Source organism: Reichenbachiella sp., assembly GCF_965223055.1.
GTDB lineage: Bacteria > Bacteroidota > Bacteroidia > Cytophagales > Cyclobacteriaceae > Reichenbachiella.
On record NZ_CBDCVM010000010.1, the window covers coordinates 516,206 to 542,327 of the forward strand.

General features: G+C 39.7%; 22 protein-coding genes. 16 read left to right on the forward strand and 6 right to left on the reverse strand.

Translation table 11 applies throughout. The features are described from left to right. Window positions 1-5: 5 nt before the first annotated feature. A complete protein-coding gene (locus ACOQO5_RS10030; RefSeq protein ID WP_420581555.1) occupies window positions 6-959 on the reverse strand; it encodes an SDR family oxidoreductase in 954 nt (317 codons plus the stop codon). Window positions 960-1,358: 399 nt separating this feature from the next. Between ACOQO5_RS10030 and ACOQO5_RS10035 the strand changes: the two genes are divergently transcribed. The 7 genes from ACOQO5_RS10035 to ACOQO5_RS10065 are packed head-to-tail and all read left to right on the forward strand — an operon-like array spanning window position 1,359 to window position 5,269. After that, window positions 1,359-2,210, forward strand: coding sequence for an ATP-binding cassette domain-containing protein (locus ACOQO5_RS10035; protein WP_420581556.1), 852 nt, complete (start codon window positions 1,359-1,361; stop codon window positions 2,208-2,210). Next, window positions 2,207-2,962 (forward strand): hypothetical protein, encoded by a 756-nt coding sequence (locus tag ACOQO5_RS10040; protein WP_420581557.1) that lies wholly within the window; start codon window positions 2,207-2,209, stop codon window positions 2,960-2,962. Before ACOQO5_RS10035 ends, ACOQO5_RS10040 begins: the two co-directional genes overlap by 4 nt. A 1-nt stretch (window position 2,963) precedes the next feature. Next, window positions 2,964-3,338 (forward strand): GntR family transcriptional regulator, encoded by a 375-nt coding sequence (locus ACOQO5_RS10045; protein WP_420581558.1) that lies wholly within the window; start codon window positions 2,964-2,966, stop codon window positions 3,336-3,338. Window positions 3,339-3,355: 17 nt separating this feature from the next. Continuing rightward, a complete protein-coding gene (locus ACOQO5_RS10050) occupies window positions 3,356-3,871 on the forward strand; it encodes a hypothetical protein (RefSeq protein WP_420581559.1) in 516 nt (171 codons plus the stop codon). A 27-nt stretch (window positions 3,872-3,898) separates the two neighbouring features. Continuing rightward, the gene (locus tag ACOQO5_RS10055) at window positions 3,899-4,084 is read left to right on the forward strand and encodes a hypothetical protein (RefSeq protein ID WP_420581560.1); all 186 of its coding nucleotides are present in this window, start codon (window positions 3,899-3,901) and stop codon (window positions 4,082-4,084) included. Between the two features lie 4 nt (window positions 4,085-4,088). Next, window positions 4,089-4,307 carry a hypothetical protein gene (locus ACOQO5_RS10060; protein ID WP_420581561.1) on the forward strand — a complete coding sequence of 73 codons (219 nt, stop codon included), beginning with the start codon at window positions 4,089-4,091 and terminating at the stop codon, window positions 4,305-4,307. A 2-nt stretch (window positions 4,308-4,309) separates the two neighbouring features. Then, window positions 4,310-5,269: an NAD(P)-dependent alcohol dehydrogenase gene (locus ACOQO5_RS10065; protein WP_420581562.1), complete on the forward strand. Its 960-nt coding sequence runs from the start codon at window positions 4,310-4,312 to the stop codon at window positions 5,267-5,269. On the opposite strand, the gene ACOQO5_RS10070 is transcribed toward ACOQO5_RS10065, so the two are convergent. The 5 genes from ACOQO5_RS10070 to ACOQO5_RS10090 all read right to left on the reverse strand — a co-directional run bounded on the left by ACOQO5_RS10070 (window position 5,263) and on the right by ACOQO5_RS10090 (window position 10,748). After that, entirely contained in the window at window positions 5,263-7,650 is a 2,388-nt protein-coding gene (locus ACOQO5_RS10070; RefSeq protein ID WP_420581563.1) for a leucine-rich repeat domain-containing protein, read from the reverse strand. The two genes, ACOQO5_RS10065 and ACOQO5_RS10070, sit on opposite strands and share 7 nt — an antisense overlap. Before the next feature lie 2 nt (window positions 7,651-7,652). Continuing rightward, on the reverse strand, window positions 7,653-8,486 hold the full coding sequence (locus ACOQO5_RS10075) for a hypothetical protein (protein WP_420581564.1): 834 nt from the start codon (window positions 8,484-8,486) through the stop codon (window positions 7,653-7,655). Next, window positions 8,483-9,052 carry a hypothetical protein gene (locus tag ACOQO5_RS10080; protein ID WP_420581737.1) on the reverse strand — a complete coding sequence of 190 codons (570 nt, stop codon included), beginning with the start codon at window positions 9,050-9,052 and terminating at the stop codon, window positions 8,483-8,485. The genes ACOQO5_RS10075 and ACOQO5_RS10080 overlap by 4 nt, the downstream gene beginning before the upstream one ends. Window positions 9,053-9,079: 27 nt before the next feature. Beyond that, window positions 9,080-9,571, reverse strand: a complete 492-nt coding sequence (locus ACOQO5_RS10085; protein ID WP_420581565.1) for a hypothetical protein — start codon at window positions 9,569-9,571, stop codon at window positions 9,080-9,082. A gap of 145 nt (window positions 9,572-9,716) precedes the next feature. Further along, complete coding sequence (locus tag ACOQO5_RS10090) at window positions 9,717-10,748, reverse strand: sensor histidine kinase (protein WP_420581566.1); 1,032 nt, start codon at window positions 10,746-10,748, stop codon at window positions 9,717-9,719. Window positions 10,749-11,001: 253 nt separating this feature from the next. Between ACOQO5_RS10090 and ACOQO5_RS10095 the strand changes: the two genes are divergently transcribed. The 9 genes from ACOQO5_RS10095 (at window position 11,002) to ACOQO5_RS10135 (ending at window position 26,120) form a co-directional block, all read left to right on the forward strand. Further along, on the forward strand, window positions 11,002-12,693 hold the full coding sequence (locus tag ACOQO5_RS10095; protein ID WP_420581567.1) for an FG-GAP-like repeat-containing protein: 1,692 nt from the start codon (window positions 11,002-11,004) through the stop codon (window positions 12,691-12,693). 167 nt (window positions 12,694-12,860) lie between these two features. Beyond that, the gene (locus tag ACOQO5_RS10100) at window positions 12,861-14,165 is read left to right on the forward strand and encodes a sensor histidine kinase (RefSeq protein WP_420581568.1); all 1,305 of its coding nucleotides are present in this window, start codon (window positions 12,861-12,863) and stop codon (window positions 14,163-14,165) included. 33 nt (window positions 14,166-14,198) lie between these two features. Further along, on the forward strand, window positions 14,199-14,867 hold the full coding sequence (locus tag ACOQO5_RS10105) for a hypothetical protein (RefSeq protein WP_420581569.1): 669 nt from the start codon (window positions 14,199-14,201) through the stop codon (window positions 14,865-14,867). Between the two features lie 67 nt (window positions 14,868-14,934). Next, window positions 14,935-16,185 carry an alpha/beta hydrolase-fold protein gene (locus ACOQO5_RS10110; protein ID WP_420581570.1) on the forward strand — a complete coding sequence of 417 codons (1,251 nt, stop codon included), beginning with the start codon at window positions 14,935-14,937 and terminating at the stop codon, window positions 16,183-16,185. 72 nt (window positions 16,186-16,257) lie between these two features. Then, entirely contained in the window at window positions 16,258-16,773 is a 516-nt protein-coding gene (locus ACOQO5_RS10115) for a HEAT repeat domain-containing protein (protein WP_420581571.1), read from the forward strand. 3 nt (window positions 16,774-16,776) lie between these two features. Then, window positions 16,777-18,195, forward strand: coding sequence for a protein adenylyltransferase SelO (locus tag ACOQO5_RS10120; RefSeq protein ID WP_420581572.1), 1,419 nt, complete (start codon window positions 16,777-16,779; stop codon window positions 18,193-18,195). A gap of 65 nt (window positions 18,196-18,260) precedes the next feature. Next, window positions 18,261-20,285 (forward strand): M13 family metallopeptidase, encoded by a 2,025-nt coding sequence (locus ACOQO5_RS10125; RefSeq protein ID WP_420581573.1) that lies wholly within the window; start codon window positions 18,261-18,263, stop codon window positions 20,283-20,285. Window positions 20,286-20,556: 271 nt separating this feature from the next. Next, window positions 20,557-24,240 carry a beta strand repeat-containing protein gene (locus tag ACOQO5_RS10130; RefSeq protein WP_420581574.1) on the forward strand — a complete coding sequence of 1,228 codons (3,684 nt, stop codon included), beginning with the start codon at window positions 20,557-20,559 and terminating at the stop codon, window positions 24,238-24,240. A 2-nt stretch (window positions 24,241-24,242) separates the two neighbouring features. Further along, on the forward strand, window positions 24,243-26,120 hold the full coding sequence (locus tag ACOQO5_RS10135; protein ID WP_420581575.1) for a hypothetical protein: 1,878 nt from the start codon (window positions 24,243-24,245) through the stop codon (window positions 26,118-26,120). Window positions 26,121-26,122: the final 2 nt, after the last annotated feature.

The following is a 26,122-nucleotide window of genomic DNA, read 5'->3' on the forward strand; positions in this document are numbered from 1 at the left end:
TTTCTTTACACTTCAAATTTTTGCCCCACAGCCTTTTCGGATACTTCCCACAACTTCTTGGCTGCAACTTTATCTTTCGCATGTGGTTCTATATGATGTACCCCAACTGGCCCAGTCCAATTGCTTCTGCCCGTTGGACCATAAAATCCTTTCTGGTTTAAAGCTTCTTCAGTAGCGCACATAAGTTGAGGGTAGGCTCCTTTTTCAGCTGATTGTGTCAATGGTGACAATTTCATCATACCAAAAATCAATCTCATCATAAAGCTACCACTTGTTTTTATAAGTGATGTTCTGGAGGAACCAGGATGACAAGCATAAGCTTTGACATCCGTCTTACCCGCCTTTTCCAGTCGATCCTGCAATTCGTAAATAGACATAATCTGTGCTAGTTTACTTTGGCTGTAAGCATTATTACCAGTGTAGTCTTTGTCCCAATTCATATCATCAAACTTGATGGCTTTAATTCCCATATTATAGCCTAAGCTACCAACCGTTACGATTCGTCCTTTAGATTTTTCAATCAATGGAAAGAGTAGCGCTTGCAATAGAAAATTGCCGTAGTGGTTTGTGGCAAGCTGACTTTCGAAACCATCTGCAGTGATCACCTGATGGGGTACCTGCGCTATGGCGGCATTTAGTATCAAAACATCTATCCGAGATACTGTAGCAAGTACTTCTTTAGCAGCTTGCCTTACGGAAACTAGTTTTCCCAGATCAACAGTGATATACGACACGTCGATGTTAGTGCCCAACTCATTTTTATAGTAAGAAATGGTATCCTCTGATTTTTTAGGATTACGATTCAACATCACTACTTTCGCACCCTTAGCGAGTAATATTCTAGCTGCTTCAAATCCAGTACCGCTTGTTGTACCAGTAATAAGGTAAGTCTTACCATTTAGGTTGCTTATTCTTTCAGGAGTCCAACCTTGTTTTTCAAATTGATTATTGTTTTTCATTTCTGTCTTGTTTCAATTTATGTGAAACAAAGATCAAGCGAAAGAAACTGTAAAACTTTGCTTAAAAGTCGTTTATACTTTGTTAAAAAGTCGAGTGATGTATGGTTGAGAAAGGACTTGGCGATAGTGGTGAATGATTAAAAAGTTTGACTATCATCTGTTATCTTAACTTTTTTTATTTTTCTTCATTCTCTAATAATCATTGATTTCATTAATTGCTAATAACATCTGCTTTGGTACACATTCAATTTCAATTAAGTATGATTGAATTAACCACAGATATCAAAATAGTTTTCCATTGGTAATAGATAATAAGTAAAATTATTTTTCTCGAAACGAAACCTTATTTACATTTGAGGTGTATTAGTATGATAGTACACTAATTTACTTCTGAAAAGTATGGTGCAAATTGAAAATGTTTCTTTTGGATATTCCTCCAAACCGCGGCTGTTTGAGGGGCTGAGTGTTTCCTTGCCTTTAGGAAATATTTATGGATTGCTCGGCAAGAACGGGGCAGGGAAGTCAAGCCTTCTCAAGCTGATTGCTGGCTTGTTGTTTCCCAAGGAAGGGAGCTTACATGTAGGCGGCCTAAGTCCTTGGGATCGTCGTCCGGAGTTTCTTAGCGAAATCTATTTGGTGACGGAGGAGTTTGAAGTGCCTGCCATGGGTATGAAAAGGTTTGTGGACTTGTACAGCCCGTTCTATCCTAGATTCAACCATGAGCTGCTTCGGGAGTATTTGAATGAATTCAGTTTACCGACGGACGAAAAGCTGACTTCACTATCGTATGGACAGAAGAAGAAGTTTTTACTGTCATTCGGATTGGCCACAGATTGTCATTTGCTTATTCTCGATGAGCCTACTAATGGGTTGGATATTCCGTCCAAAAGTCAATTTAGGAAAGTGGTGGCCAGTGCTATCCATGAGGAGCGAAGCTTTATCATTTCTACCCATCAAGCACGAGACATGGAGAATTTGATCGACCCGATCATCATTCTGGACGAGGGTCAAATCGTCTTCTTTGAGGACTATGAAGAAATCTCTCGGCGATTGACTATCAGCAAAGTGAAAGAACTGCCCACTCACGATCGAGTGGTTTACTCGGAGTCTACTTTTAGTGGATATACGGTGGTAGAAGAGAACATAAGCGGCGTTGACTCAAACATGAATCTGGAGACACTATTCAATTCGGTAGTCAACAACAAAGCCAAGATTCAGGAAATATTCAAAAATCAAACGGTAGTAAGATGAGCTATTATTTTAATATCCATAGGTTTTTGAATTTGCTTAAGCTTGAGTTATTCCGAAGTTTTAGAGGCATTTTCATTGCCTTCGAAATAACATTCGGGATGCTCTTTTTCATCGGGCTATTGATGTCTATCATCGTAGAAGACAGTATGGTTTTCTTTGAGCATACGGGCGGATATGCATTTACACTGATTATTGGAGGTTTTGTTCTTAGTTCGTTGGCATTCAATGATTTAAGTCATTCATTGAGAAGTAGTAGCTATCTCACTTTGCCAGCATCTACCTTTGAGAAGTTTTTATCCATGTGGTTATTGACTTCGGTGGGATGGATCGTGTTTTTCAGCTTCACATACTATTTGTATACCGTATTTGTAGCTAATCCTATTGGGTCCATGATCGATGCCAATATGCGTTTCGAAGATTTTGATCCGCTCAGTGATTTTGCCATTATGGTCATGAAGTACTACTTCGTGCTACAGGGCTTGTTTCTAGTAGGGGCGGCACATTTCAAAGGTTATGTATTCCCCAAGACCCTATTCACGGTGATTTTGATGGCAATAATGGCTGGCACACTCTTTTACTTCATCATGGGAGATTTGATGCTAGAGGATGATAGTTGCCTCTCAGAATTCAATCCTTTGGTTGACAAACCGATATATAAAATTTGGCTCTTGGCACAGTGGGCATTTTGGTGGTTGCTGGCTCCATTTTGTTGGGTAGTGACTTATTTAGGATTGAAAGACAGGGAGGTGTAAGATGGAGTTTCGAGACGACCAAGCGATATATCTCCAAATTGCCGATCACTTTTGTGAAAACATTCTACTAGAGAAGTGGAAACCTGGCGATCGGATTCCATCGGTCAGGGAAATGGCCGTAAGCATAGAAGTGAATCCCAATACAGTCATGCGGACATTTACCTACCTTCAGGAGAAGGGTATTATTTACAACAAACGAGGCATTGGCTATTTCGTGGCCGAAGACGGCAAAATCAAAACCAATGCCCTCAGAAAAGAAGACTTTATCCATAACGAATTGCCACGATTGTTTAGAGCGATGGACGTGCTTCATTTATCCATAGAAGACATTGCTCAGTATTACCAAAATCATGTAAAATCAACCGAAAAGGCCTAACCAAAACGATATAAACCATGCAAACAAGTAAGAAAATATTGATCACTACTGCAGGCATTCTCCTGGCTCTTTTTGTGAGTAGCCTGATGGTGCTGCGAAGTGATGTGCAAGCGATCTATGCCAAGCAAGCGGCAGATGTTCAGCTTACGGCGGTGCCTGTTGAAGCGTTTAAGGTCATTCACTTCTCTGGAAATTGGAATGTTCAAGTTCGACAAGGAAGAACGTACCAAGTAGAAGTGGCTTTCGATCCACAAAACAGGTATTTGCCTCAACTAGAAAATGGAAATGATACCCTACACTTTTTGATTAAAGGAGATAGCGCTTTGGCAGTAAAAGCTAAGGTGGTCACGCCGGTATTGAGCGGGGTCAAGGCTGAAAATGCCTATGTCACACTAAAAAACTTCCAAGTGGACTCTATGTCTATTAAACTGCATGCAAGTCATCTCAAAGGGGAGGAAAACAAATTCATCTATACCGACTATGAAACCACAGGAAATTCCAAAATTGAATTTTTGGATGACCCTTATAAATAACAGATTGACAACAGAAAATATAAACCAATGAAAGAAAATTTTAAATCATCAACCTCAAGAGGAAGCTGTTTTTACGTACTGGGATTTTTTGGCGCAGCATACTACTTCATCTCAACAGCCGCCGGATTTTGGTTGGGCGTGGGTGGCTTTTTCAAGGCCATCGTATGGCCTGTATTCTTTGTATACGAAGCTTTTCGCTTTTTAGAAATTTGATCCCATGGAGGTACTAGTGTTTAGAACAGACATCAAATCCCGCAAGCGTATGGATCAATTCGCTTGGGTGTTCAATCAACATCCTTACATCAACGATTGGAACGTAGACCTTCAGGACATTGACAAGGTGCTTAAAGTAGAAGCCTTAGACCGTCTTTCTGAAGCAGATGTGATTGATATTGCTCAAACGTTCGGTTTTAATTGTGAAGCGTTAACAGATTAAAAATGAAAGCAGTAAAAATAGATCGTTACGGAGGGCCAGAAGAAATTTATGTGACTGACGTAGAAAACCCAACGCCCGCAGATCAAGAAGTTTTGATCAAGGTAAAGGCGGCAGCTATCAATCCATTGGATTGGCATGTCTTGCGAGGCACACCCTATTTTATGCGGGCGCTAACAGGCGTCTTTAAACCTAATGAAAAATTTCAAACTTTAGGGGCAGATGTAGCTGGGGTAGTGGAGCAAGTTGGAGAACAAGTCACAGAGTTAAAGATAGGCGATGCTGTCTTTGGAGATATTTTCAATTTTGGTTACGGTGCTTTGGCGGAATATATCTGTGTGCCAGAAGAGGCTTTGGTCCTCAAACCAGAGAATATCAATTTTGAAGAAGCCGCTGGTGTACCTGTGGCAGCTTTAACGGCCTACCATGGGATAAACAGATTTGGTAAAATCAAACCGGGTTCAGAAGTATTGATCAACGGCGCTTCTGGCGGAGTAGGTACTTTTGCGGTTCAGCTTGCTAAATACTATGGTGCCAATGTTACTGGAGTATGCAGTAATAGAAATATCGATTTGGTAAAAGACTGTGGTGCTGAAGATGTACTGGACTATACTGAACAAGATGTTAGGAGTCAGGATAGAAAATATGATCTGATTTTTGATGCAGTGGGCAACCTCTCCTTATCAGACTATAAAAATTTATTGACCAAAAACGGAAACTGTGCAGTCATAGGATTTGGTGGCATGACCCACTTGATTGGTGCCGGTTTGTTTGGAGGTAGGCATATCAAAATGGTAGACTTTAAAGCCAATCAGCAGGATTTACAATTCATTGCTGATTTGATGGAAAGTCGCGATCTATCTACAGTGGTAGACAGAACTTACTCACTTAACCAGACAGCCGAAGCCATCACATATTTGGAAACCTCTAGAGCAAGGGGCAAGGTGATAATTAAGATTCAATAAAAAGTGATTTCACAATCAGGTCGAAGCGCCTGAAAATCATCTATTTTACTTTGACTGATTCGTGTGTTGTTGCAGATGAGTGTTTTAATTCTGCGCATGCTGGATAGTCTGTCTAGCCTCCAGATTCTTGTATTACTGATGTCCAAGGACTCCAGATCTACCAGTTTATCAATGCCTTTTAGATTTTTCAGACCTGTACGAGAACAGTTGAGTTGCTTGAGTGAACTCAAATAATACAAGTCTTTCAAGTCCTCCATAGCGGTATTAGAAATGTTGAGCGATTTCAACTTATTCAGTTGATCAATGCCTTCAAGGCTTTGAAGCGGACCGTTGGTATAAGTTAGGTTTTCGAGGCTATTTATGGTATACAGCTCACTCAAACTTGTCAGTTTCAATCGATCCAGACTTACTGATTTTAAATTGACAAAGGCTTGCAACGGAGCCAATGATTTTACCGGTTTGTTACTGATTTCAATTTCTTCACGTTCAATCAATTGATGCAAATGATAGGAGTCGGAAACTGGCAAATTGAATACTGTCTGCCAGGTAGGTGATATGTTGTTCCACCAGGCGAGCAACGAGTCCGATTGATAGATAATCACTGTCTGAGGATTGGCAGAAAGGTGTTCGGTCACCTGTGTTTCTTCAACAAAAGTACCTTCTACATCCAAATGCTCGAGACTGTGCAGTTGCTCTAAGGCCTTCACCTCCTTAAGTTTGGTTCTACTCAGATTGAGATATTCTAATTTTTTATTGGATTCCAGGTCTTTTGCTGATTCCACTGGTATGTTGATACCAATCAGAGTCTCCAGCTCAGGCATTTCTTTGGCAAAGGCTAACGTCACAAAATCATTGTAACTGACATCTAGATATTTCAGCCTTCTAAACTTCGAAAGGGGAGATTCAATGTAAAGTTTCCTGTTTGCTACATTCAAAGAATCGATGATCAACAGCTTGGCCAGATCTTCTTTTGTGGGCTTGTCATGTCCAATCAGTTCTGCAAATACGCTTTTCCAGTTGGCTGGTAACTCTATCCACCATTTCATTACTTGTTCACTATTGGTGACTACAATGACCTGTGCATGTATTGCCATGAAATCTGAAGCTACCTTCTCCGTTACACCAGACAAGTCGGCATATATCTTTTTGAGATTTGGATTGTCTCTTACTGGTTCAAGTGTCTTCACTGCGGTTTGATTGATATATAGCTCTTTTAAAGCTGGATGCTTTTCCAATCCATTGAGATTGACAATTTGAGATTCAGACAGATTTAGAATTTCAACTTCAGTCAGACTTTGAAAAACAAACAAATGATCCACTTGTGTACGTGATAGGTTAACCTCCTTTAGTGCTGTATTTGAAGAAAGGAGCGTAGGATCATCAAAACTGGTATTGGATAAATTGATGTGTAGTAATGATTCGAGTGACTTTATTGAACCAAAGTCAGAAATAGTAGTAGCCGAAAGATCAAGTCGGTTGAGATTATTCAATCGGCCAACTTCTGTTAAGTCCTTGATCACTGTTTGCGCGAGATTCAGCGTATTTAATGTGGGGAAATATTGTAGTACAGAAACGTCAGAAACTTTTGTGTTAGACACATTCAAAGTCTTTAGATTTCTTGCATATCTCAATGGACTTAAATCTGTGATTTTTGTGTTGCTTACGTCCAGATATTTCAAATCTTTTAAGGCAGAAAGTGCTTCTAAATCTTGAATAAAGACATTGTTGGGTAGGTATAGACTGTCTATGGCCGCTATCTTTTTCAATGCTGAACTAGAAATCGAATCAAAAGCGACTTGCTGATTGAATATAGTAACCCATTCGAAAGAGAGACTTTCCCACCAAAGAGCCAATTCTTTTTCTCGACTGACTTTTGTGCTATATACGCTTACTATTTTTAGGTCACTGGCCTGTTCATCTAGATTGAGTTCAATGAATCTTTTCTGGGATCGACTTTGGTTTTGTCCATCATAGGTGACTGCCGTAATGGTGCTTTCAAAACTTGCTAAGAAGTAATATGAATCATTCTCAAGCTGTACCTTTTCTATGTTAACATCTTGAAAGTCAAATTGAATGGTTTGAAAAAAGAAGTCTACATCTCGTAAGTAGGCAGACACATCTTTGTTGGTAATGACCTTTCTATCTAAGGCCAAATCGTCTTCAATTTGCACGAATTGATCCTTGAAAACCTTCTTATAACTCTCTGAAATAATTACCTCTTTGTCCCGAGCTGAGTTTCGATTAGAACCTATGGTATTGAGCATATACTTATAGAAGTTCACCAGACTTCGAACTTCATCATATCGAGCAGAGTCTTCTGCTACCTGAGCTTGGGAAGTGAAATATGCAAAGCAGAGTAAGAAAGAAAAAAGGTATTTCATGGCTAATCCTTGTGATAGATATAATCTTTCATTTGTTGTTTCTGATCTTCGTTCTCCAAAGGCACTAAGCTCGAAATCAACCAACCAGAGTTATATCCAGGTCTGTTAAAATTGGTAATTGAAAAGTAATAACCGTCTATGGCGAAAAAATGAAAGGCTGAATTTTTAGCAGATACAAAAGTCAAATTTCCCTGATTCAATTCATACAGAAATATGCTCAAATAATCCGGTTCATACGAATCCAAAGTATATTGTTCTGCATGCTTTTGTTTGTCCAGTGCCTTTCTTAGCGTCATAAAATCCAGCTCATGGCTCATGGGATGAAGGAACTGTTTTTCCTCACCCGAAGCTTTATCAAAGTATTTACTAAACTGACTGAATGCTACATCCTGAATCACCCATTCATATCCCTGACCTTGAGGTTGCAATTGCATATACAAAGTACCTGTAATAGACTTGCTCTTGTATTTGAATGAAGCACGCACTTCAACGAACCAATCGTCTTTGTGGAAATCTAAAAACTTGGGAGACTTTTTGTCTGTGATTGTTTTAATAAATGCTTTGGCTACCGATTGATCTATTGGACTGGTTTGAGTGTCAAATAACACAGGAACGAATTTTTTCCTCAAAGAAGCCTCTCGATAGCGCTTGTCTGTAGGGTAGTAGCGCTTACCGTTTTCATCTTCTTCGCCGTTGAATCGTCTAAAGAATTGATTGATTTGTTTCGTTGAAGCTCTAAGTTGATCTTCAGTAGCTTTCATGTCATCGGTGAGTCCTTGACCCACCGATGCATGAAATGATAATATGGTTAAAAACGCGAATAGGAGGGTTCTCATGCAGATGTTTCAGTTACACGGATGTCACCTAGCATCACGTCCCAAAATTCTATAATTCTTCCTGCGATTTGTGTTTCTTTTCGCTTAACGAAGATCGTAATGTCTTTTTTAGTGGTATCCTTATACTCCATCGTTCCATCCTTAGAAGTACCTTCGAATCGCTGATAGACCGTAATAACGCCAACAAAAGTACCGTCAGGCTGTTGCTCCAGATCACTCACATAGTGAATGTCGTACCATTGGATTTTTACCTTGTCGTAATTTAGCGCCATCAAGCGCTCAAAGTACTCTCTCACTTTGTAGTAATTCACTTCTTCTCTTTCTAAAGAAGAAACTCCCATTTCGCTGTCCTCTGCAAATAGCTCTTCCGCACGGTCCATTACTCTTTGTGCTTCGGAAAACTGGGTTTCCTTATTGCCGATGATGCTGATGTATTTGCTCAGGTCTTTTACCTTTTCTAATGCCAGGGAGTCGATTGCCTGCTTCCTTCTGGGGTCAATGTTATTTTGTGCGAATGCGCTGATACTGAACAGCAAGGCCAGTGATAACGCAGTATATTTTATCAATTGCATATTTTTATATTCTGGTTAAGATTATTTTTTTAGAACTAATTCCTTGATACGGCCTTCGCTGTCATAGACTACTTCTTCTACAGTAGCTGCCTTTGTTTTGGTGTCCTTGAGGTAGTTCAAATATTTTGAAATCGTAGTGGGCTCATCATAATCTGGATTTGCGCCATCGTTGTAAATCATTATTAACACTGGTGCATCCGGACTACTAAACATATTGAGTGCTTGATCTATGTTGCCGTTGGCAATAGCTGTAGTAGCTGCTCCAGAAACCTCTCTGAAATAGTTGTTTAGTTGCTGCTCTTTGGAAAGAATTTTCTCTGGAACTCGCTCTTCTATAACTTCTTCAGTTGCTTCCTCAAGTTTCTCAACTACCTCATCTTCAATAGGTTCTACTTCCTCTACTGGGGTGACCTGCGCCATGTTCTTTTTAGTCTTACAAGAAGACGTACCAAATATCAAGGCCATCAGCAACGCAAGTGTAAGTGGGGTAGTTTTTAAAATGTGTTTTGTCATGGTTGAAATAATTTGAATGTGTTTTAGTATTCATTTGTTCAATCGTCAGGCACTATTACAAATAGCGTTCCAGTTCTCATAAACGACATGAAAATAGTTTTATTTAATGAAATGATTGAAAGATGGGAAGATACTTCCACAAGTACTAGACAGTTGCCGCCTCAAGTTGCATAGGAATGGTGACAATGAAAGTTGTCCCTTTGCCTAATTCACTCTCTACCTTTATTTTGCCACCCAATTGTTTACAAAGACTTTTGATGATGGAAAGTCCCAGGCCATTGGAAGGTTCACCGTCTGTAGGTATGGCAGTGAGCCTTGTGAATGGTTTGAACATTTTTTGTTGGTCTTGTTCACTAATTCCCGGACCCTCATCCGTGATTTTAAGAATCAATTGTTCATCTTCTTGATTGAGCGAAATGTGAATACTAGTGCCTTTTTCAGAGAATTTAATTGCATTAGACATCAAATTGTCCATGATTCTTGAAAGTAATCCCTGATCCGTTTGAAGCTGAAGATTTTCATAATTTCCATCTAGTTTCAATGTTTGATTTTTGGAGGAAAGGGATTTTTCGAAGTTGGCTTGCCAGGCGTTTACGAATTCTCCAAGTTGAAGAGCCGATATTTTTAATTCAGGTTTCTGGTTTTTAGCTTGATTGATATCCAGCAGATCTCTAATCATTTCATTGCCATGTCGCACAACAGAGCGAATTTTTTTAATATAATCCTTCTGATCATCACTTAAGTTTCCATCCATGGACACCAATTGTATCAGCCCTTCTATGTTATTGAGAGGAGTTCTTAAATCATGTGCTACAATACTTATAATACCGTCTTTTTCTCGGTTTACATCGGATAATTTTGAAAAGGAATTGGTCAAGTGTTCAAAGGCTTCCTCAATGGCAATGTTTTTCACTTTGATTTCTTCATAAGCCTTTTGGAGTTTTTCCGACTGTTCTTCTAATTCCTCTTTTTGCTTCGATATTTCTGAGGTCCGCTTTTCTACTTTTCTCTGTAAAACGCGACGTTGAATTTTGGTTCGTCTAGTATAAAGCCTGAATAAAAGATATGCCCCAACTAGAATCACAGCAACTAGAAGTAAAACCAGCCAATTGCTGATAGTACCATCTTCTGACAACAAGTTTGTTGCCTGTAATGCTGCTAAATGATCCCCGTACATGCTTCCTTCTTTGTTACCTAAATTATAAAGGTTCTACATATAAACTTTGATTTTAACGGAAAATTTGAGCCAGAACTATTTTCTTATCTTGATTTAAACAAATTAAAGAATTATCGCCGGTTTAATTAATAGTTCATAACTAAATACCAGATCACGAAAATGGTGTATTAAAATAATAGTTAAGAATGATCGGGATTTACCTATAAAAAATGCTAAGCATATACTTTTGGTTTGAACTCAAAATATTTATGAAATGAAAAAAATGATTGCTTATTCCTTCATGTTCTTTTCTGTTTGGTCAGTTCTTTCCGTTCATGGTCAGTCTAATCCTTCACAGATAGTTCAGACGTCTTTTCAAAAAATCAATTCAGGAAGTGTGGATGAGGCCATCGAAGATCTAACTGCTGTAATCAATGAGAGTCCAAATCATGATGGTGCTCTGGCTATGCTTGGTTTAGCTTATAGACGAAAAGAATCCTATGACCAATCGCTTGAGTATTACAAGAAGGCTGCAGCTATTCAATCCGAAAATTCTAGTTATCAATTCAACCTTGGAGTAGCCTATGCATTGAATGACAATTTAGATGCTGCCTTCGATGTTCTCGTGAACTTGAAAGAGAAGAATGATTTTAATATTACCAATATTGGTTTGAGTCCAGCTGCTCCCATGCTCAAAAAGGACTCCAGGTACCAATCATTGTTTCCAATTGAAGCTGCTTATGCTCATCCTTTCGAAGAGAAGAATGTGGAGATTATTCACGATTGGAAAGGCGAAAATCAAAATGATCAATTTGGTTGGATTGGACGGAATATAGGAGATGTGGATGGGGATGGAGTAATGGATGTTACTGCTTCCGCACCAACAAACAATGGAGGGGCATCCAATGGTGGTAAAATATATGTTTATTCAGGACAAACTGGAAAGCAGATCTGGTCTTATACTTCAAAAGACGAAAATGGCCAACTAGGTATGAGTATTGAAGCCGCTGGTGATGTCAACAATGACGGAATTCCAGATGTAGTAGCTGGAGCTCCATATGTCAACAAGACGCTTGTGTTCTCGGGTATAGATGGTTCATTGATTTATGAATGGCAGGGATCAAATGATAAAGGAGCTTTTGGTCGAGGGGTAAGAGGTGTAGGAGATGTAAACCATGATGGACATGGTGACATACTGATTGGCGAACCTTATCAAATTTGGGGTGCACCGTTAAATGGTAATAAAATAGAGTATACGGGAAAAGCATATTTATATTCTGGTAAAGATGGAATTGTATTACAGGAATGGAGTGGTGAAAATATTGGAGATGGATTTGGAACTGCGCTAGCCGGAAAAACTACGGATGGGTCTTCTATAATAATGGTCGGTGCTCCTGGTGTAGAGAATGGAGGCAAGGTGTATATATACCAAGGAATGAAGAAAAAAACAGCTTTTACTATTGATGCAGATGAGACAGGCAGTAGGCTAGGAGGAATGTTTATGTCTGTAGTAGGTGATGTGGACGGTGATGGAGTCCAAGATGTGTATGCCTCAGATTTTGCAAATGCCGCACTAGGTAACTCTACGGGTAGAGCTTACGTGCATTCTGGAAAAAACGGAAAACTGTTATACACTTTTACAGGGGAAGGCCCTGGAGAAGGATTTGGTATTGGGGTAGCCGATGCTGGAGATACAAACAGAGATGGCTACGATGATTTGGTTATTGGAGCCTGGCAGCACGCTTTTGCCGCACCATCTGGAGGTAAGGTTTATGTCTATTCTGGAAAAGATGGTAGAGAGCTTCGTACTCTTACAGGAAGTGTGATGGGTGAAACGTTGGGTTTCGACGCAACTGGTATTGGTGATGTAAATGGGGATGGAAAAGTTGATCTACTATTGACTTCCGCTTGGAGTGCCATCAATGGATCCCGCTCAGGAAGGATGATGGTGGTAGCAGGCAAGTGACAATTTTGGTTATTGATTTAAATAGGATAGTCAGCCCTAATTCGATTAGGCCTGACTTTTTTCATTTATTATTTTCAGTTCTTTACATTCGGTTTTATGAGTAAGTAGCTATACTTTTGATTTATTCGCCTGCCACAGAGAGGTAATTGAGAAGGAAAAGGTTTGTAATGGCAAGAAAAAGTATTGCATATACATTGAAGGATCTCTATTCTATAGGTTGTACAGATTCACTGAACATCTATGAGGAATGTAAATTGGGGATCATTAATCGTCTCACACTTATATGTATCCTTCTTAGTTTAATTCTTATTGTCGTCAACTTAAGTATTGGAAATTACCAGGGAATTATCATTGATCTTTTTGCCATTGTTGTAGTTCTACTACCAGTGCTTGGTCTCAATTTTTTTCTCAAGTATCGATCAGCAGAATATGTTTTTTTGTGGGGAGTACATATGGCGGTAGTGGCAGGATCCATTCACGCAGCATTTGAAAACAGACCAAATGAAATAGAATTGCTTCTGATACCCAGTGCAATAGCCGTAGTAATACTGTTAGATGGATTTGGTCAATGGCTGTTGTTTGTATTTAACCTACTTGCGTTTTTGGCGCTTAAGTATTTCATTGTAGAATTGGATGATGCTGGATACTTTAAACTAGCTGCTATTGTGATGGTCGCCTATTCTGGTATCTATTATTTTGTTATTCAATTTAAAACGCAGCTGATTCTTGCCTTACAAAAAACCGAAAGACTAAACGAAGAATTGATAGAAAAAGAGAAGGCACTTACAGAGTCAAATCTTTCTAAAGATAAATTGTTCTCCATCGTAGCTCACGATTTAAGGTCGCCTTTAGGATTGATTCAGAGTTTATTAGACCCTTCCATTATCAATAGCATGGATCGTCAAAAATTCATGGACTATCAGGCAAGCATTAGATCCAGATTCAAAGTTCTTCAAGAAAATATGAATAATTTATTGACTTGGGCCCAGTCACAGCTGGGTAGTTCCAAACGAGTTGTCACTCAATTTGACCTGGTGATAGAAGTCAATAAGATCATGGATTTGTTTGTTGATATGACAGCATCTAAGCAAATCAATATGAAAAGGGAAGGACATGATTCGATCGTGGTCAATTTGGATAAAAATCACCTCAATATTATACTTAGAAATTTGGTTCACAACGCCATTAAATTCACACCTCAACTCGGTTCAATTATTCTAAACCTAGAACAAACATCTGGCAGAACCATAATTCAAATCATAGATTCAGGAAAGGGTGTGAGTAGTGATATGAGGTCCAAAATACTGGATGCCAAATTAATGGATTCGGGTATAGGAACAGGGGGAGAAAGAGGATCAGGTGTTGGACTTAGTTTTTGCCAAGAGCTAATCAAGAAAAATAAAGGAAGTTTTGATATTAAGGACAACGCCTCAGGCGGTGCTATTTTTGAAGTATGCTTTAAAGAAGTATAGTCTATTGAAATCGACTTTATTAATAATGTAAGAATGAAGCAAAGCACGATTAATCTATTTCATATACCCTTCGCGGATCTTCTTTATCAGATTACCCATGATTTTGAATATGTATATGATTACCAGAAACATGCAATCTCCTTAGAGAATGAATCTGGTGATTTCATGGGGCAAATCAGATTACCACTTCACTTGGTTCTAAATGATGATCTCGAAATACTAAATGAAAATGCATCTACCTTATATCTTAGTATAGAATCGGGCCATGCCGCGATATGTACAATGAAGGGCAAAGCCAACACTTACCATACCACTTTCTCAGCTTATATGACCAGAAAGAAACAAGGTGTGAGTCAAATCAAGTATTTGAATAAGAAGGGAAAGTCGAGGGCAGGCTCTAGAGTTCGATTAGCAAAAACGATAGAATTTTTTGAAAGCATCAATTCAACGCTGAGTAGTTTATTGAAGAATGATACTTATGCTAGAATTGGGCTAAATTGTAATGCCACCTTGATTCCATATTTATACAATTCCAAAGTACAGTGCCCATGGGATAAGAAAGACCCTAGGCTATACAAAATACCACTGCATATTGCTCAATCAAATTACACGCACCTTGATAAAGCCATAAAAAAGCTTATGGCACCTTTGCTGATTTATGATAGTCAATTCAAAGAGGAGTTCAAATTATTTGAAACATAAATAATTGTTAAGCTCTTGTTAATGCACAGTGAAATTAAACTTTGATATTGGAAATGACCGATATTGCATGGACGTCAAAAAAACCAAAATCATGCATCATTTAAGGTTACTTGTTTTTCTATTTATTGTGTCGTTATCGGCTGCGGCACAAGAGTCCATACAGATCGGACAATTGCATAGGATTTCCTCCAAGTTTCTGGAGGAAGAAAGAGCCATTCAGGTCTATTTACCAAAAGGTTATAAAGACACGGATAAGCAATATCCTACACTTTACATTTTAGATGGTCAATGGTATTTCTTTAACGGCGTGGCCATTCAAGAATCCATGAGAGGAGAGTATTTGCTCCCTGAGATGATTGTAGTAGGTGTATTAATGGATAGGCCCGGTAGGAATCAAACCTTAAATAAGCAATGGGATGAATTCAAAAGCTTTCTTCAGTTGGAGTTGGTGCCTTATGTGAATAAGAACTTCAGAACTACACAAGAAAATATCTTGTTTGGCTGGGAAAATGCCGCATTTATGGCGTGTGAATTGATCTTAGATAAACCAGGTGTTTTTGATGGGGCGATTGCTTCTAATGGCGCTTACATCGATGATAATATGCTTCAACCATTTGATTCTCTCAACACTCAGAGGTATTTGTTTCTGGCGAATTCTACGAAGGATATATATACGGTTTCTTATTCTAACAAAGCAGCTGAATATCTAGAAAGTGCTCAATCGGAAAATCTAATTTGGGAGTATCGTCTCTTTAAAGATGAAATTCACGAGACCCTAGCTAATGTATCTCTTTTTCAGGGACTTAAATTTTACTATCATAATTTTTCTTCATTGACTTTCAGTAGTATAGATGAGTTTTATTCTTTGGGTGGAATTTCATATGCTGAGTCTTATTTCAAATCTAGAGGAGAGCGTTTTCAGCTTTCAACAGAAATTGATGAAGGTACTAAGAATACGCTAATATGGATGGCTTGGAAGCAAGATAGATTTGAGGCTTTTGATCTCTTTATGAAAGATTTCTCGGAAGTACTCGAAACCAAACGGTATGCATCCGCTTATTGGCAAAATCGTTTGGCACAGTTCTATCTAAAAAACGAAGCTTTTGAAGATGCGAAAAAGTTTTTTGAACAAGGCATCACAAAATATCCAGAAGAAAAGTATTTAGCCAGAATGTATCATGGGCTTGGACAAGCATATCTAGGTCTTGGACAAAAAAAACTAGCCAAGTCTAATTTCAAACAAGCCATAAAAATAGCGATCAAAAACGATGACCCTAATTTAGAAGCATATCAGACTGAATTAAAAAAATTAGGATAACAACTGAAATTGCACGATTCCTGCAGTTTGATGTAGGCATGAGCTACCTTTGTTGAGAATCAAATTTGCACAATGGATATTTCAGCGCTGGTACAGCAATTATCGGGAGAATTAGATGATCAGGCATTTAAGGCTTCAGACATTTTGGCCGAAAAAAAATCAGCCGAAGTAATAGGCGAAATGGTAAAACTACTTGATCATCCTAATGATGAATCTAAAATACTGGCTGCTCGTACGCTGGGTTTGATTGCAGACCATAGGGAGGCTCTGGATCCAATACTTCAAGCCATAGACAAGAACCCAAAAATCGCAGGAGAACTCCTGGTTCATTTAGAGAATTTTGACTTAAGTGATAAGTATGTGGCTCTTTTTAAACTATCACTTTTTGGAAGTTTTAAAGTGTCTTCTCTAGCTCAAGACCTTATGGATCATAAGGAATTTGATATTACTCCCCGAGTACTGAAGAAAGCCAGGAAAGCTTGGCATCATTATGAAAACAATGTCAAACATGACGAACTGTACGAGTTGAAAAAGCTTGAAGTGGAAGAGCTTCTGACTGAGCTCCAGTCATTTATGGACAGCGAATAATTTATGGCTGCTTTAGAAAACTCCTATCGGGACAATTTATCCTCTGAATTTTATAGTGACCAATTACCTGTTCCGGTTCAGAATCCTGATATCATTTGCTTCAATCATGATTTGGCGGATACACTGAATCTTCCAAAAGAACTGTCAAATCCAGAAGTAGCTATCAATTTTCTTTCCGGCAAGGAAGCCCTAAATGGAACCCATCCAATAGCGCAAGCCTATGCTGGACATCAATTTGGACAATTTACCATGCTAGGGGATGGTAGAGCTGTTTTATTAGGAGAATCTGTGCGGGATGGTCATCGTTTCGATATACAACTTAAAGGATCTGGTGTCACGAAATACTCTAGAAGGGGAGACGGAAGAGCTACATTGTCCTCTATGCTCAGAGAATACCTAATGAGCGAAGCCATGCATCATTTAGGTATTAAAACTACAAGGAGTTTGGCTGTAGTGAAAACTGGTGAATCTGTCTATAGAGAACAGGTCAATGATGGCGCGATCCTTACACGAATTGCTGAAAGTCATATTCGTGTGGGGTCATTTGAATATGCTCGTTATTACACGGATCAATTAGCAGCGTTCACGAAGTATGTCATCAAGCGGCACGACCCAGATTTATTTGAATCAGAAAACTATGCCCTCGAATTTCTGAATAGGGTAATGAACAGACAGATCGATTTGATCGTAGATTGGATGCGTGTTGGATTTATTCATGGAGTGATGAACACGGATAATATGTCTATAGCAGGGGAGACGATTGACTATGGACCATGTGCATTTATGAACGCCTATCACATCAATACAGTATTCAGCTCAATAGATAGACAAGGCCGCTACGCCTTTGGGAATCAACCTCGAATTGCCCATTGGAATTTGGCTATTTTGGCCAATGCACTTCTTCCTTTGATAGCCAAAGATGAGAAGGAGGCTGTAAATCAAGCCGAGCAAATGATTCAATCGTTCCCTGGATTGTATGAAGTGAGCTATTACAAGATGATGGTGAATAAATTAGGAATTGTTCATGCTTCTTTGGAAGATAGAAAACTGGTTGATGAGTTGCTTGCTCTTTTGCAGAAGCACCATGTGGATTACACCAATTTTTTTGTTTCCCTACGATACAATTCAGTAGAACAAAAGTTGGCTGAAGATTCTGTATACCAAAGTTGGCAAAAGAAATGGGATCAGGCGCGAAGTCGAAACAACTCATTAGAAGAGGGATTGAAACTTATGGATCAGAATAATCCTGTAGTCATCCCAAGAAATCATTTAGTTGAAGAAGTACTGAAAAAAGCAGTTGAAGGGGATATTGATCCTTTTAATCAGTTGATGACCAAACTTTCAAAGCCCTATACTCATCAAGACATGCAATATGTACCCTCTGATTTCGACGAATCTTATCAGACATTTTGTGGTACATAGTTTACTAGTTGCGACAGTTTTGTGAGCTTGGAAATTCAATTAACTTTGGTTAAACACTTAATCCTATGAAAAATATAAGCTGCTACTTTCTGTTTCTTTCCCTTGTTGTTTCTTGTGCTGATAAAAAGCCTACTGAAAATCTCCCTAAACGTCAATATGTTGATGTCAGCGGATTGGATGTTAATGTTAAGCCTGGTGATAATTTTTTCAAATATGTCAATGGTCTATGGCATGATACCGCCAGAATAGCTGATGATCAATCAGGGGTAGGGTCTTACCGATTTTTAAATATTCCTCAAAAAGTTCTGTTACGAAATATATTGGAAGAACTGGCTTCAGCAGAGTATACTCATGGAAGCATTGAACAGCAGGTCGGTGATTTTTATGCTTCTGGCATGGATACAATAAGTATCAATCAATTAGGCTATACGCCTATAAGGCCGACTTTGAATAACATTGAGTCAATTAAAAATGTCGCTGATTTAATGCGTTTCATTGCGGATGATCTAAAGTCGGGCGTCTACTCAATAATTAGTCTGGGTATTTATCCGGATCAAGCCAATAGCAATGTGAATATTGCACATTTCAGTCAAACTGGTTTGGGATTACCTGACCGTGATTATTATTTCAAAACGGATTCCTCTTCTGTAGCTATTCAGCAGGCCTATCAAGCCTATCTCCAAAATCTGTTTGAATTGACTGAAGCTGAAAATGCAAAGTCTTTGGCGAATACAGTATATGGGATAGAGAAACAATTGGCCGAATCACATAAAACAAGAATAGAGCGTAGGGATGTTAAGGCCAACTACAACAAACTATCATTGAAAGACTTAGATCAAAGACAGCCAAACATAGGTTGGTCGGCTCTATTAAAAAAATTAGGGATGGAAACAGATTCTGTAGATGTGAGACAACCGGCCTATTATGATCGTGTCAATGCTATGCTTGAGACAGTCTCTGTTGAAGATTGGAAGACTTATCTAACAGCAAACACAATAGCCACTAATGCGAGTGTTTTAAGCAAAGACTTTGAGTCAGCAGAGTTCGAATATACTAAACTGTTATCAGGCCAGTCTACTCAAAAATCTAGAGCCGAACGCATGGTTCAAATGGTGGATCGCCGTCTTGGGTTTGCTTTGGGACAAGTGTATGTAAAACGTCATTTTAACGAAGACGCAAAGAAAAGAGCGTTGCAGTTGGTCAACAACCTACAAAAAGCTTTTGAAATGAGAATTGACCAGTTGGACTGGATGAGTGATAGTACGAAAGTAAAGGCCAAAGAGAAGTTGTATGCTATCACTAAAAAGATTGGATATCCAGATGTATGGCGAGAGTACAAAGGTATCGTGATAGATAAAAGCAAATACTTTGAGAATGTTGTTGAACTTAGAAAAGAGTTGTTCCGATACAATGTAGCTAAGTTGAACAAAGCTCCAAATAGAGAGGAGTGGAGAACAACACCATCTACGGTTACTGCTTATTACATGCCTCCGCTTAATGAAATTGTCTTTCCTGCAGGTATTCTACAATATCCATACTTTGATTTATATGCTGATGACGCCATCAATTATGGAGGTATTGGTATGGTGATCGGTCATGAGTTGACCCATGCGTTTGATGATCAAGGCGCACAGTATGACAAGGATGGAAATGTGAAAAACTGGTGGACCGAACAAGATTATGAAAAGTTTAAGGCTAGAACTCAAAAAATGATCGATTTGTACAGCACATTTACAGTGCTGGATAGTGTAGCACTCAAAGGAGCGCTTACCGTTGGAGAAAACACCGCCGATAATGGCGGTATGGCTATTGCCTACGATGCTTTCAAAATGACCGAACAAGGTCAAGACACTACAAGAATAGATGGTTTCACCCCGGATCAACGATTCTTCTTATCCGTAGGTAGAATCTGGCGAGTCAAAATGCGCGAAGAGTTTCTTAGAAATTATGTAGCTGTAGATCCACATTCACCAGCCATGTGGAGAGTCAATGGGCCATTGATGAATTTCACTCCATTTTATGAGGCTTTTGATGTGAAGCCTGGAGATGAGAATTACAGACCATTAGAAGATAGAGTTAGTATTTGGTAAGACTCCCGTTTGCACTCCTTATATAGTTTGATGCTGTTAGTCTCTTTTTTTAGATTATTCATCGAATTATATATTTTTTGTGCAAACAACTTATTTATTTTGAAAATGGTAGTGCTAATTATGCCAAACTCTACTTGAAAAGATTTTGAACTTATTGGCCATTCCATAAACCACCCGTCCACATTATCCCTGTGAGAGAAAGGTTACATTTAATTGTAGCATAGAAAAGTGATGACTTTTTGTCAATGTGATAACTGGTAATAATTCAACCATGGTAAAGAAAATAATAGGAGCATTAGTGTTTATTCTGATCGCCGTATCAGCAAAGGCACAGAATTCAATTGGTGTTAATACAGACACTCCCAATCCCAATGCTGCAATGGATATCCAACCTGTAGCTGGCCAAGCTCAGGGTGTACTGATCCCTCGATTATCCACAGCTCAACGCACAGGAATGGCATTATCGGCAGCGGATAATGGATTGATGGTTTTTGATGAGACGCTTGGCAGCTTATTCATATGGAATGGGTCATGGAATCCAGTGGCCATTGAAGGAGCCACAGTAGTCAATACTGATGGGCTCACTCTTACCGGAGATGGTGGAGTTACACCCTTAGGTGTAAATGTGGGCACTGGCCCTGATCAGATCATAGCGTTGGATGGATCGGGTTTATTGCCTGCAGTAGATGGGTCCCAATTGACAGGTATTACTGCTTCATTAGGCGTAGGGTCAGTAACTTCTACAGAAATAGCAGATGGTACTATTTCGGGTATTGATATAGCAGGTTCTAGTATTTCAGATGTTAATATAATTGATGTGGACTTTGGAAAAGTCACCAATGTCCCAGTCAATCTGGATGTTGACGATACGGACGATTTGACTACCGCCAACCTTGGCGTAGCAGCGGGCAATGTGGTTCAATTGGATGGATCTGCCAGACTCCCTGCGGTGGATGGCTCACAATTAACTGGTGTCATCACTACAATAGGAGCAGGATCGGTAACTACTACGGAGATTGCCGATGGTACGATAGCAGGTGCGGACATAGCAGGTACCACTATTACCGATGCCAATATCAATGATGTAGATTTTGGAAAGGTTACGAACGTTCCTGTCAACCTGGATGTAGACGATACGGATGATTTGACTACCGCCAACCTTGGCGTAGCAGCGGGCAATGTGATCCAATTGGATGGATCTGCCAGACTACCCGCAGTAGATGCTTCGCAACTGATAAATTTACCTCCAGTAACGCTTACCACTGGGCAGGTTACATCAAATGAGATTGCAGATGGCAGTATTGTAGATTCAGATATCTCTGGTACAGCATCTATTGCCGCTTCAAAAATTGGTGGTTTAGGTGCCGCAGCATTTCTAGATGATGGGACCTTATCAGGAAATTTATTAAGATTGAGTGTAGACAATCAATTGCCGTCGCTAGATGGATCATTGTTGACCAATCTACCAAACTCTCCGGTTAATTCAGACGGAACCACAGTGCTCGGAGATGGAGATGCTACCGCCCTTAATGTGAATGTAGGTGTTGGACCAAATCAAATTGTTCAGCTTGATGGTTCCTCCAGACTACCTAATATCGATGGTTCGATGTTGACAAATTTACCAATCACTCCAGTTAACTCAGATGGAACAACAGTATTGGGAGACGGAAATGCTACAGCGCTTAATGTGAATGTAGGCGTTGGTCCAAATCAAATTGTACAATTGGATGGGACTTCAAGGCTACCCAATATAGATGGATCATTATTGACCAATTTGCCTACCACTCCAGTGAATTCAGATGGAACTACTGTATTAGGGGACGGTGATGCCACAGCGCTTAATGTGAATGTAGGTGTTGGACCAAATCAAATCGTTCAACTTGACGGCGCATCAAGATTACCTAATGTGGATGGTTCGATGTTGACAAATTTACCAATCACTCCGGTTAATTCAGACGGAACCACAGTATTGGGAGACGGAGATGCTACTGCACTTAATGTGAATGTAGGTGTTGGAGCAAATCAAATTGTACAATTAGATGGCACAGCTAGACTACCGAATATAGATGGTTCATTACTTACTAATCTTCCAATCACTCCCGTTAACTCAGATGGAACCACAGTTTTGGGAGATGGAGATGCCACTGCCCTTAATGTGAATGTAGGTGTAGGTCCAAATCAGATTGTTCAACTAGATGGTTCTTCGAGATTGCCTAGCGTTGATGCTTCACTGTTGACCAATTTACCAAATCAATCATTAGCAATGTTATTTGATGTAGGCTTTAGCCCTTTGGCTTCAGGTGAAGTATTGCAATACAATGGATCAATCTGGGTCAATTCTAGTCTTGCTTTGGCTGACATTGGAGATGTCTCCTTTGGCGCGCTAACAGGGGGAGAGGTCCTAAAATTTAATGGAGCGACCTGGGATGGCGCTTTCGCTAATCTGAACGACAATGGTGATGTAACGATAGGCACACCCGCACCAGGAGAGGTACTGTTCTACACGGGCTCAGATTGGGCGAATGGAAATATTGGTTTGGCTGACATTGGAGACGTATCTTTTGGTGCACTTACGGGCGGAGAGGTCCTAAAATTTAATGGAGCGACCTGGGATGGCGCTTTCGCTAATCTGAACGACAATGGTGATGTAACGATAGGTTCACCCGCACCAGGAGAGGTACTGTTCTACACGGGCTCAGATTGGGCGAATGGAAATATTGGTTTGGCTGACATTGGAGACGTATCTTTTGGTGCACTTACGGGCGGAGAGGTCCTAAAATTTAATGGAGCGACCTGGGATGGCGCTTTCGCTAATCTTAACGACAATGGTGATGTTACGATAGGCACACCCGCACCAGGAGAAGTGCTATTCTACACGGGCTCAGATTGGGCGAATGGAAACATTGGTTTGGCTGACATTGGAGACGTATCTTTTGGCGCACTTACGGGCGGAGAGGTCCTAAAATTTAATGGAGCGACCTGGGATGGCGCTTTCGCTAATCTTAACGACAATGGTGATGTAACGATAGGTTCTCCTGCACCAGGAGAAGTGCTATTCTACACGGGCTCAGATTGGGTGAATGGAAATATTGGTTTGGCTGACATTGGAGATGTATCTTTTGGTGCACTTACGGGTGGAGAGGTCCTAAAATTTAATGGAGCGACCTGGGATGGCGCTTTCGCTAATCTTAACGACAATGGTGATGTAACGATAGGTTCACCTGCACCAGGAGAAGTGCTATTCTACACGGGCTCAGATTGGGCGAATGGAAATATTGGTTTGGCTGATATCGGTGATGTGTCCTTAGGTGGCTTGTCAGGTGGAGAAATTTTACAATACAATGGATCAGTTTGGGCCAGCTCGTCAACTTTGGATGGAGCTAATCTTACATTGATGCAAATTTTGGACAACGTAGATAATACAAAGGTGGCTACCTTCGACTTATCTGGTATTTCTACAGCTACTACCCATAGTTATTCTTTCCCTGATGCTTCAGGGCAGATAGCGTTGACAAATGATGTTCTTTGGACGGATAACGCACCAAATATCAGTTATACAGGTGGTAATGTAGGTATCGGTACCGTCAGTCCAACAGCTGCATTGGACGTCAATGGCAACGTAAATGTAAGTGGTACATTGGATGTGAATGAGGTTCGAGTAACTAAATCTATGGTTTCGATTCCTACGAATTTTTCAGCAAGTGGAGGCCTCGATCCGTCTGCTCATGGTAGAATTATAAACCTCACCAGTGGTGCTACTGTAACTGGCATATCAGGTGGAGTCAATGGACAAGAACTTATATTAATAGCAGATTCTGATGCAACAGTTAATCCTGGAGCGGTGGGCAAATGGGATCAAGAAGGCGCAGGTATCAGTTGGTCTAATGGAGGCTCTCTTCACCTGATTTATATGATTGACAAGTGGGTTGAAATTAGTAGGAGAGTATATTTATAACCATGAAGTATTTCTTAATTCACATATTACTACTTGCTCATACTATAGTTGTAGCTCAAGAAACTACGCTAGGAGTTAATTCAACTTTGAATATAGAAGGCAATGCCACCATTTTCTTTTCTGGTGGTGCAGTCTTTAATGGCCTTATCGACAATGAAGGAAATACCATTGTAAAAGAAGACCTATATGTTGCTGGTACTGTAAAAAACAGTGGGATACTAGAAGTTAGGGGTGACGCAAATTTTGACCCCGCATCGATAACAAACAACGACTTGGGGTCAACACTGGGAGTCAGAGGAAATACTTTAGTAGCTGGAATTATTGCCAACGATGGGGATATCTTTATCACGGGTGATGAAAGCTCAGTTGTGAATGGCTCTGTAGATAATAACGGAACGCTCAATGTAGAGTCCAATTTGCAACTTAACGGGACAATAGATAATACAAGTGGTCAGCTTGGGATGTTAGGTAATCTCGTGGTAGATGGCACCCTAATAAATCCTGATGGGGCTGAAAGTGTTATTGATGGAGATGTGAATTTGAATACTACATTTCATAATGGAGGGAAATTTAGCACAACAGGTACAGTGGTTGTTAATGATGAGTTTGTAAACGCCAATGAAGCTCTTTTCGGTGGAGATACCTATTTTGAAGGTGTCACAACCAACGAACAGACTATGGCATTCGCCTCAAATGTTACCTTCAATGGAGTGTTGGTCAACAATGGTACCATTACCTCAGTCGAAGACGGAGAGTTAAGTTTTGTTGATAATAAATATTTGGGAAATTTGAGTTTCATTGATGTAGAAGATAGAGCTACTATCAACGAAGTGATTTTGAAGAGTAATGCAGATACTATTTTTATCAACGAAATTAACCTCAATACCTTAGGTAAAGTGACGCTTCCCCCCAACTATGTTTTGGTACAAACTGAATTAAATATTGAAAAGGGTGTGTTGAATGCAACCAACCAAGAGACATTCTTAGTTCAGGGGCAGATTAATGTCAATTCTGACAATGAAAGTTCCTCACCGAGTTATGTAGAAGGTCAAATGTTAGCCATTACCAATGATACTGAGCCCACAATTTTCCCTATGGGCATCAACGGCTCACCAAATTATGTTGCAATCAACAGTACAACAGCAGGTGTAACTGTCAAGGTGGAGTGTAAACAACCTAATCCGGATAGTTTGTTGACAGATGAATATACGATGGGTTTAGCCCCTGAAGTAGAATGGACAATTCAATCATTAGCTGATAGCGCAGAAATTACAGTTTCTGTCAGATATTCAGGCGTGGATTTTACAAACTCTCCAAATTTTATCAATGCGAGAGAGTATGATGCCACCTTACAAAAATTTGCCAAAGGGGACTCGGTGTTTAGCGCTCTTCGAACGGTCGCATCTACGAATGATAATATTGGTACAGCCGTCCCGGAAGAAGGAACCATTCAAACTGCAGATAAAATCTGGATCACATCAGTACCTACACGACTTGCTTTAGGATTGTCACCTGTTTTGACAGAGCCAGAAGTCTACCTCCCCAATGTATTTTCGCCAGGTGCCATGCTCAGTGACAATACCATATTCAGACCGTTTATTGGTGGCGCTGTGATCAGTTCAGTTTCGTTTCTGATTTTCGATTCTTTCAATCAAGAGGTATATACTGCATCCATCACCGGAGAAGACCTCAATCTTGATGATTTAGGCTGGGATGGCAACTTAAGAAATGGGCAAGAAGCTCCTGAAGGGGTTTATTATTACAATGTGAGCATCTCTTATAAGATCAGTGATGAGGTAAGCGACAAGTATTTTGTCAATGGAGAAAGAGATCAAACACAGGAGTACAATAAGTTAGGGTCTGTTTTATTGGTCAAATGACA